Genomic DNA, 8,217 nt, shown 5'->3' on the forward strand with positions numbered 1-8,217 from the left:
GCTCCACCGGGAGGCCACGCCGGGCCCAGTAGCCGCTCGCCGCGTCCAGGAGGGCGGGGCTGCCGCCGGGCGGTTCGGCGTGGGCTCGGCCCGCGGCACCGGCGAGCACGGCGGACAGCTCGGGCAGGACCGGGAGGCCCGGCTCCGGCAGGGGAGGCCCGTACCGGACAGGGCCACGGCCTTCGGGTTCCGTCCGCATGAACCAATCGAAACGTGACGGGCCGCTCCGCGCGCGCGGGGGCCTCCGGCCGAGTGGTTCCCGCCCCGGGTCCCGGCTTCCCGGGGGCTTCCCGGGGCGGGGCGGGCAGACAGGCGGTCAGTCTTCGGCGGCCAGTCCCGCCAGCTCTCGCTCTAGACCCTTCCCCCGTGTCTCCACCACCGCCGACGCGACATCGGCCAGCTTGCGGTTCGTGGTCTGGGAGATGCGGCGCAGCACCGTGAAGGCCTTGTCCACGTCACAGGTCAGGACGTGCATGATGATGCCGCAGGCCTGGTCCACCACGGGGCGGGTGCGCAGGGCCGTGCCCAGGTGGTCCAGTTCGGTGAGGGCCGCGCGGTAGCGGCGGTCACGGACCAGGCCCGTGGTGGCGAGGTCGCCCAGTGCCTGGGCGGGGCCGTGCGGGACGTCGTCCAGGGCGCAGGGGCGGAAGCTGAACAGGGTCAGGGTGACCGTGAGCCCCGCGCGCTGGAAGGGGAGCGTGATGCTGGAACGTACGCCGGAGTCGAGTGCCAAGGCGCGGTACTCGGGCCACCTCTCGTCCCGCAGCAGGTCTCCGGTCTCCACGGGGGCGCCCCGCTCCTGCGCCGCCGGTATGGGCCCGTCGCCCGAGCGCAGTTGGACGGAGACGAGACCGGCCAGGTCGGGGTGGGTCACCGATGCGGGGTGTTCGCTGCCGCCTTCCGATACGGTCGTACCCGCGCCACAGCACGCGGTGGTGCAGCGCACCGCCTGCTCCGCCAATTCCGAGAGCCTGCGTCCCGGCAGGGCCGACTCGGGTCCTGCCAGGCCCGGTTCCGCCATGAGAGGCATGGTGGTTTCCTCCTCCTACACCCTCCGCCTTCCCTCGAGGCTCCCCGGAAAACGGCCGCAGCGGATACGTTCGGCACATGGCCAAAATGGAGGAGTTCGGTGAAGAGGTTGCGGACTTCGTGCGCCGCGTCGCCGAGTTGAAGTCGGCACGCTCCGTACCGACGGACGATCTCGGTACGGTACTCGACGCGGCGATCTTCGAACTCGACCACGTAGCAGACAAGTTGAGGCCTCTCTACGAACGGCTCGCCGCCGACGGCCACTTGGGCGGCGGCGCACCCGACCGGGACGAGCAGCGCCTCCTGCGGGCCATCTTCCAGCGCCTCCCCCTGCCCGTCGCGCTGGTCGACCGGGAGTCGGTGGTCCGGCGGATGAACTTCGCCGCGGCCGGCTTCACGGGCGCACGCGCGGGCTACGCCACCGGCAGGCCGCTGACCGGATTCCTGCTGCACGCGGACCGGGTCGCGTTCCGTTCGCAGACGGCGGCGGTCGCGCGCGGCGAGGGCGACCGCAGCCTCACCGTCCACCTCCAGCGCAATCCGCACGTCCCGCACCGCGCGATCCTCACCGCGCTGCGGCCCGGCGCCGAGCCGCGCACGGCGGTCCTGGTGGTGCTGCAGCCGGGCACGCGGCCCGCGGACTCGGGCGGACCACCGCAGGACACCTTCCGGGCTTCCGCCCCCGACCTCGGCGAGGCGACCCGGCACGCGGCCCGGATGGACCTCGCCGACGCCATGACCACCGCGCTGCTCACCGCTCCCGCCGGGGACCGCGCGGGCGTGCTCGAGCGGGCGGCCGGCGTCCTGCACCCGCGGTTCGCGGACTGGGTGATAGCCGACGAGGGGGCCGCGCGACAGCGGCGTACGACGGTCCTTGGGCCGACGGACGCACCGGTCGGCGACGTCCTCGCGCAGGCCCCCGCCGCGTGCCCCCTCGTCGTCGAGGCGGCACGCGGCGGGGCGCCCACGCTGCAGGTCCGTCCGGAGGACCCGGACTCCTTCGGCCGGGACTCGTCCGGCGCCCCCGTCCTCGTACGCGCGCAGGTGACGTCCCTGCTGTGCGTACCGCTGAGGGGACGCTCGGACGGCCCGGTGGAGGGTGTCCTCACGCTGTTCAGAAGCGGGGCGCGGCTCGCCTTCTCGATGGCCGAGGCGCAGGCGGTCGATGTGATGTCGCGCCACATCGCGCTGGCCATGACCCGCGGAGCGGGCGGCCGGGCGTCCGACAGGGCCTAGGGCCTAGGCGGCATCCTGCATGACCTGGTCGCGCAGGCGGTCGCAGCAGCGGCTGATCAGCCGGGAGACGTGCATCTGGGAGATGCCGAGCTGTTCGGCGATACGGCTCTGTGTCATGTCGCCGAAGAACCGCATGTAGAGGATGTCGCGCTCCCGCTCGGGCAGCGCGGCGATGCGGGGCTTGACGGCCTCGCGGTCGATGACGACATCGAGCGCGGGGTCGGACGCGCCGAGTGCGTCGCGCAGCGCGTATCCGTCCTCGCTGCCCGGCAGTTCGGCGTCCAGGGAGAGCGCGGTGAAGCTGTCGAGCGCCTCGAGTCCTGCGGCGGCGTCCTCCATGGACAGCTGCGCCTTCTCGGCGATCTCGGCGAGGGTCGGGGCGCGCCCGGGGACGGTCTGGCTCAGCTCCTGGCGGGCGAACCGCACCCGGTTGCGCAAGTCCTGTACGCGGCGCGGCACATGGAGGGTCCACATGTGGTCACGGAAGTGGCGCTTGATCTCGCCGGTGACGGTCGGCACGGCATAGCTCTCGAAGGCGCTGCCGCGCTCGGGGTCGTACCGGTCGACGGCCTTGACCAGACCGAGGGCCGCGACCTGGCGCAGGTCGTCCAGTGCCTCACCGCGGTTGCGGAACCGGCCCGCGAGCCGCTCGGCCATCGGCAGCCAGGCCTTGACCAACTCCTGGCGCAGTGCGTCGCGTTCGGGTCCGTGCGGCATCTCGGTGAGCTTGCGGAAATCGGCTGCGGTGTCGGGGGCGTCGTCGTGCGGATGGCGCTTCGCCTGTCGCGCGTCGGATCGCATGATGCGTCGCAACTCCCTTGGGGTCGCCTTGGGTCGAGGGTCACCGTGGGATGCGCGCGCCTTCGCGACGGGACACACCCGGGGTGAGCGCGAGCCACTCCCACGGACGTGCCTCCGGTCCGAAGCACTGTCCTCATCGCCTGCCCCGCGGTCCGGGAGGCAAACACCTGTGCGTTACGGGGAGGGGCGGCACCCGAGGGAAGGGGCACCGCCCTGCCGCCTTCATGTGGCGCGGCGTACGGCTTCTGCCTCATCGGCGTTCGCGACGCCCTTGACCTGCGCGACGGAAGCCAGCATCCACTCCTCGTACCGGCCGAGTGCCAGGATCACGCCCAGCAGCACCACCGGAATGAACACAGCGAGAACCGCCATGACTCCTTCTCTCCCAGACTGTGTGGGGGGTGCGCGGGCCGGGTCTCCCCACTTCTCCGGGGCAAACCCCGCATGGACCGGCCGCGCAGGGGTACTGCGGCGGAACCACGCACCCCCGCAGGAAGGGCCCTCATCATGGCTGTTGTCGTAAGGGACGTCATGACACCGGGCGTCGTGGCGGTAGGCCCCGATGCCTCGTTGGTGGAAGCGGCACAACTGATGCGCGCGCAGGACATCGGTCATGTCCTGGTGGCCACGGGCAGCCGGGTCGTCGGTGTGCTCACCGACCGGGACATCACCTTGCGGGCCGTCGCCGACGGCGCCGATCCCCTCACGGTCAGCGCGCAGGCCGTCTGTACCCCGAACCCGGTGATGGTGGCTCCGGACGACGCGGTGTCGTCGGCGGTCAGCCTGATGCTGGAGAACGCCGTGCGCAGGCTGCCGGTCGTCGAGAACGGACAGCCGGTGGGGATGGTGTCCCTCAGGGATCTCGCCTCGTCGGCCTGAGGCCGAGGCGCGGCACGCCGGCCCGGCCCTCGGCCGGGCGGGGTCCTGGCCCGGTCCGGGGGGGGGAGCGGGTCCGGTTGCACGGGTGGTGCGGGGGGAGCGACCGGACCCGCGGCGCGGGCCCGGCCCGGCCTGGGGCCGGGCCGGATCGTCCCCGGTGGTCCGTCACGGCCGTGTCCCTGGGGCGGGTTATGGACCCGTGGACAGCGACCGGCCCAGCCGGTGACAGGTAGAACGATAAATCAGCTGCCCCGTGGTCACGATCCGCTGAGCGCGGCCGCTGTCCGGATAACGCAGGGCCCGGATGACACAGGGCCCGGATGACGCAGGCTCCGGCCTCAGCTCCGCAGCGTCTGGGACGGCAACTCCCCGAACCGGGCGTGGTACTGCTCGGCGAACCTCCCCAGATGGCTGAACCCCCACCGGTGCGCCACCTCGCTCACGCTCAGCTCGCCGGGCTCCGCCGCCCGCAGTTCGTCACGCACGCGGGTCAGCCGTACGTCCCGTACATACGCCATGGGCGACATCCCCACGTAGCGGCGGAACGCCTCCTGCAGCCAGCGCACCCCGACCCGCGCCTCGGCCGCGAGCCCGGCCGGCGTGAACGGATGCTCGGGCCGCTCCAGGACGGCGTCCATCGCGCGCTTCACCGGCGTGGGGCGCAACTTCGTTGCCGGAGAGGTGAGTTCGTCGCGGAAGGGATGATCCGCGGAGAGCAGCAGCCCGTTCAGTATCACCTCCTGGAGGGGCGGGGCGATCAACGGCGACGTGTACAGCGAGGCCTGGGCCTGGGGTGCTCCCGGCTCCTCGCGCAGATCCTCGATGACCGCCGTGACGAGCCGGGCCCAACTGCGGCCCGGGCCACGGGTGGTGTCCAGTTCGGGGGCGAGCGTCAGCGGGGCGCGGACGGGGCGGCCCAGGAGCTGCTCCAGGCGCTGGTCGAGCGCCTCGCGGTCCATCTTCACGGCGAGGATCCGGCAGTCGCCGGTCCACCGCTCCACCACCGTGTCGCCGACGGGCCGGAACACCCCGGCCCGCTCCGCCGTCGCGACGGTGCCCGCGCGGCCGCCCTGCCGGAAGTGCATCTGCCCGCCGAGCAGTATGTTCACGTGGTAGGCGCCCAGTTCGCCGAGCCGCATGCGCACATCGGCGCCGCAGCTGAGCTCGCCGAGGGTGAGCGCACCGAGTTGCCCGATGTCGAACTCGGCACGGAAGGGCCGCGGCCCGTCGATGACATCCATGAAGTTGCTGTAGAACGTGGCACCGATCACCTGCCGTGCCTCGTCCACGTCCGCGGTCCTGAAGGACGTCCTCAGCGCCTCGGCCCTCACGCGTGACTCACCCGCTCCCCCGACATCACTCGCGCTCCCCCGCAGCTACACCTCGCGCCCCAGCAGACTCAGCAGCTTCGTCTGCACATCGGCGCCCTGCGGTGGCTCCACCGCGGGGGCGAAGAGCCCGCTCTTCGCCAAGTCCGCAGCGTACGGCGTGATTTCCCGTACGGAAAAAGCGACGAGGTCATCCGGGAGCCTCTCGTCCGCGCCGATCGCCCGGGACAGGTCCCAGGCGTGCACGACGAGGTCGGTGGTCATCTGCCCGCAGTAGAAGTCCGCCGCGGTGTCACCGAAGGAGAGGTGGACCGTGCGGTCCAGGGCGCCGGGCTCACGGAACGCCTCCCGTGACGCGGCGGACGCCGTGTCCCAGGAGGCGACCGGGTCGGGCCCGAGCATGTCGCCGTCGAAGGAGTCGCCGACGGAGTCGATGGTGGCGCCGTCGCGGACGAGCGAGGGCACCCAGAGCTGCTCGGCGGTGAGGTGGTTGACGAGGTCGCGCACGGACCAGTCGGTGCACGGTGTCGGCGCGTCCCACTGATCGGCCCCGACCGCGTGCACCCGGTCGGTGAAGAGTTCGAGGGCGGCCGCGTGCCGGGCGAGGAGCGGGTGGCCCGCCCGGCCGGACGGGCCCGTTGTGTCAGTCGTGTCTGCCATACCCGCCATTGTCCTCCTGGCGGCGGGAGACGCTACCGCTTGCGCTCCACGCGTCGCTCGTCCCACACCGGCTCGGGCGTCTCGCGTACGAGGCCGTCGCTGCCGAAGACGAGATAGCGGTCGAAGGAGCGGGCGAACCAGCGGTCGTGCGTCACGGCGAGCACCGTCCCCTCGTACGCCTCGAGGCCTTCCTGGAGGGCCTCAGCCGACTCCAGGTCGAGGTTGTCGGTGGGCTCGTCGAGCAGCAGGGCGGTGGAGCCCTCAAGCTCCAGGAGCAGGATCTGGAAGCGCGCCTGCTGGCCGCCCGAGAGCCGCTCGAAGCGCTGCTCGGCCTGTCCGGTGAGCTCGTACCGGCGAAGGCGTGACATGGCGGGCCCCTTGGCCTGGGCGTGCTCGCGCCACAGGATGTCCAGGAGCGTGCGGCCGAAGAGCTCCGGATGGGCGTGGGTCTGCGCGAAGTGTCCTGCCACGACGCGCGCGCCGAGCTTCCAGTCGCCGGTGTGCGCGACGTCGCCGCCGGCGAGGAGGCGCAGGAAGTGCGACTTGCCGGAGCCGTTCGAGCCGAGGACGGCCACCCGCTCGCCGTAGAAGATCTCGATGTCGAAGGGCTTCATCAGGCCGGTCAGCTCGAGCCCCTTGCAGGTGATGGCCCGGATACCGGTCCGCCCGCCCTGCAGTCGCATGGTGATGTCCTGCTCGCGCGGCGGCTCGGGCGGCGGCCCCGCCTCCTCGAACTTGCGAAGCCGGGTCTGCGCGGCGGCGTACCGCGAGGCGAGCTCGTGGCTGATCGATGCGGCCTGCCGCAGGCTGAGCACCAGCTTCTTCAGCTGGGCGTGCTTCTCGTCCCAGCGCCTGCGCAGCTCCTCGAAGCGCGCGAACCGCTCGCGCCGCGCCTCGTGGAAGGTGGCGAAGCCGCCGCCGTGCACCCATGCGTCGGCGCCCGCGGGGCCCGGCTCGACGCTGACGATCTTCTCGGCGGCGCGGGCGAGGAGCTCGCGGTCGTGCGACACGAAGAGGACGGTCTTGCGCGTCTCCCTGAGCCGCTCCTCCAGCCAGCGCTTTCCGGGTACGTCGAGGTAGTTGTCCGGCTCGTCAAGGAGCAGCACCTCGTCGCCGCCGCGCAGCAGGGCCTCGAGCACGAGGCGCTTCTGCTCACCGCCGGAGAGGGTGCGGACCTCGCGGAACTGCGCCTTGTCGTACGGGATGCCGAGCGCGGCGGTGGTGCACATGTCCCAGAGCGTCTCGGCCTCGTAGCCGTGCGCCTCGGCCCAGTCGGAGAGCGCCTGGGCGTACTGGAGCTGGGCGGCCTCGTCGTCGACGGTCATGATCAGGTGCTCGGCGACGTCCACGGCCTTCGCGGTCTCGCGGATGCGGGCGTTCGAGACGGAGACGAGCAGGTCGCGCACGGTCGTCTCGTCGCGCACCGACCCCACGAACTGCGGCATGACGCCGAGGCCGCCGCTGACGGTGACGGAGCCGCCGTGCGGCTGGATCTCGCCCGAGATCAGGCGGAGCAGGGTGGTCTTGCCCGCGCCGTTCGCCCCGACGAGGGCGACGATGGCGCCCTCACCGACACGGAAGGAGACATCGCCGAGCAGGGCTCGGCCGTCCGGCAGGTAGTACTCGATGTGCGCGGCTTCTAGATGTCCCATGCGGGGATTGTCTGTGGGGGGCACGGGTTGCTGCAAATGCGTTTGCGGGGGTACCCGCGCCCCATGCCTCTGCGAACCCGCCTCATCGCCCTGGACCATCGCACCTTCGACGCCGTCGCCACCCGGCACTGGCCGGGCGCCGACCGCCTGCTCCCGCGCCTGAGCCACAGCGCGAACCACGGCCTGCTGTGGTTCGGGGTGGCCGCCGGGATCGCGGCGACCCGTACCCCGCGGGCACGCCGTGCCGCTCTGCGGGGCACCGCGTCCCTCTCGCTCGCCTCGGCCACCATCAACACCCTCGGCAAGCGCTCGGTGCGCCGGGCCAGGCCGCTGCTCGACGGGGTGCCGCTGATGCGTCAGCTGAAGCGGCAGCCCATCACCACCTCCTTCCCCTCGGGGCACTCCGCTTCGGCCGCCGCCTTCGCCACCGGGGTCGCGCTGGAGTCGCGGGGCTGGGGTGCGGGCGTCGCGCCGGTCGCGGGCGCCGTCGCGCTGTCCCGCGTCTACACCGGTGTGCACTTCCCGAGCGACGTCCTCGCGGTGGCCGCGCTCGGCGCGGGCGCCGCCTACGCGGTGCGCGGCATGGTGCCGACCCGGAACCTGCTGCCGCCGCCGGGCAGGCCCCGCGTCGA

General features: G+C 72.5%; 9 protein-coding genes and 1 pseudogene. 3 read left to right on the top strand and 7 right to left on the bottom strand.

Going from position 1 to position 8,217, the window contains the following annotated elements; genetic code table 11:
• Both ABD378_RS39700 and ABD378_RS39705 read right to left on the bottom strand, forming a co-directional pair.
• Positions 1–199, bottom strand: a pseudogene (locus ABD378_RS39700) (pyridoxal phosphate-dependent aminotransferase); the annotation flags it as partial.
• Between the two features lie 117 nt (positions 200–316).
• Entirely contained in the window at positions 317–1,030 is a 714-nt protein-coding gene (locus ABD378_RS39705; protein ID WP_344529532.1) for an ANTAR domain-containing response regulator, read from the bottom strand.
• Between the two features lie 77 nt (positions 1,031–1,107).
• Here ABD378_RS39705 and ABD378_RS39710 point away from each other — a divergent pair, with 77 nt between their 5' ends.
• Positions 1,108–2,265 carry a PAS domain-containing protein gene (locus ABD378_RS39710; RefSeq protein WP_344529534.1) on the top strand — a complete coding sequence of 386 codons (1,158 nt, stop codon included), beginning with the start codon at positions 1,108–1,110 and terminating at the stop codon, positions 2,263–2,265.
• 3 nt (positions 2,266–2,268) lie between these two features.
• Here the strand turns inward: ABD378_RS39710 and ABD378_RS39715 are convergent, their stop codons facing one another.
• Positions 2,269–3,066, bottom strand: a complete 798-nt coding sequence (locus ABD378_RS39715; RefSeq protein ID WP_344529536.1) for an RNA polymerase sigma factor SigF — start codon at positions 3,064–3,066, stop codon at positions 2,269–2,271.
• Between the two features lie 222 nt (positions 3,067–3,288).
• On the bottom strand, positions 3,289–3,438 hold the full coding sequence (locus tag ABD378_RS39720) for a hypothetical protein (protein WP_344529538.1): 150 nt from the start codon (positions 3,436–3,438) through the stop codon (positions 3,289–3,291).
• 135 nt (positions 3,439–3,573) lie between these two features.
• Here ABD378_RS39720 and ABD378_RS39725 point away from each other — a divergent pair, with 135 nt between their 5' ends.
• Positions 3,574–3,945: a CBS domain-containing protein gene (locus ABD378_RS39725; protein ID WP_344529540.1), complete on the top strand. Its 372-nt coding sequence runs from the start codon at positions 3,574–3,576 to the stop codon at positions 3,943–3,945.
• 338 nt (positions 3,946–4,283) lie between these two features.
• On the opposite strand, the gene ABD378_RS39730 is transcribed toward ABD378_RS39725, so the two are convergent.
• From ABD378_RS39730 to ABD378_RS39740, 3 genes are all read right to left on the bottom strand, one after another.
• The gene (locus ABD378_RS39730; protein ID WP_344529542.1) at positions 4,284–5,234 is read right to left on the bottom strand and encodes an AraC family transcriptional regulator; all 951 of its coding nucleotides are present in this window, start codon (positions 5,232–5,234) and stop codon (positions 4,284–4,286) included.
• Positions 5,235–5,321: 87 nt separating this feature from the next.
• Positions 5,322–5,933, bottom strand: a complete 612-nt coding sequence (locus ABD378_RS39735) for a TIGR03086 family metal-binding protein (protein WP_344529544.1) — start codon at positions 5,931–5,933, stop codon at positions 5,322–5,324.
• Between the two features lie 32 nt (positions 5,934–5,965).
• Positions 5,966–7,585, bottom strand: a complete 1,620-nt coding sequence (locus ABD378_RS39740; protein ID WP_344529546.1) for an ABC-F family ATP-binding cassette domain-containing protein — start codon at positions 7,583–7,585, stop codon at positions 5,966–5,968.
• Between the two features lie 63 nt (positions 7,586–7,648).
• Here ABD378_RS39740 and ABD378_RS39745 point away from each other — a divergent pair.
• Positions 7,649–8,217: phosphatase PAP2 family protein (locus ABD378_RS39745; RefSeq protein WP_344529548.1), on the top strand; the 569-nt coding region annotated here is incomplete at its 3' end.

It is taken from the genome of Streptomyces rectiviolaceus (assembly GCF_039533825.1).
Classification (GTDB): domain Bacteria; phylum Actinomycetota; class Actinomycetes; order Streptomycetales; family Streptomycetaceae; genus Streptomyces; species Streptomyces rectiviolaceus.

What these genes read in the sequence shown, in the direction of transcription:
- ABD378_RS39715 (WP_344529536.1), bottom strand. Translation starts at nt 3,066, where the DNA reads ATGCGATCCGACGCGCGACAGGCGAAGCGCCATCCGCACGACGACGCC.
- ABD378_RS39740 (WP_344529546.1), bottom strand. Translation starts at nt 7,585, where the DNA reads ATGGGACATCTAGAAGCCGCGCACATCGAGTACTACCTGCCGGACGGC.
- ABD378_RS39735 (WP_344529544.1), bottom strand. Translation starts at nt 5,933, where the DNA reads ATGGCAGACACGACTGACACAACGGGCCCGTCCGGCCGGGCGGGCCAC.
- ABD378_RS39725 (WP_344529540.1), top strand. Translation starts at nt 3,574, where the DNA reads ATGGCTGTTGTCGTAAGGGACGTCATGACACCGGGCGTCGTGGCGGTA.
- ABD378_RS39710 (WP_344529534.1), top strand. Translation starts at nt 1,108, where the DNA reads ATGGCCAAAATGGAGGAGTTCGGTGAAGAGGTTGCGGACTTCGTGCGC.
- ABD378_RS39720 (WP_344529538.1), bottom strand. Translation starts at nt 3,438, where the DNA reads ATGGCGGTTCTCGCTGTGTTCATTCCGGTGGTGCTGCTGGGCGTGATC.
- ABD378_RS39705 (WP_344529532.1), bottom strand. Translation starts at nt 1,030, where the DNA reads ATGCCTCTCATGGCGGAACCGGGCCTGGCAGGACCCGAGTCGGCCCTG.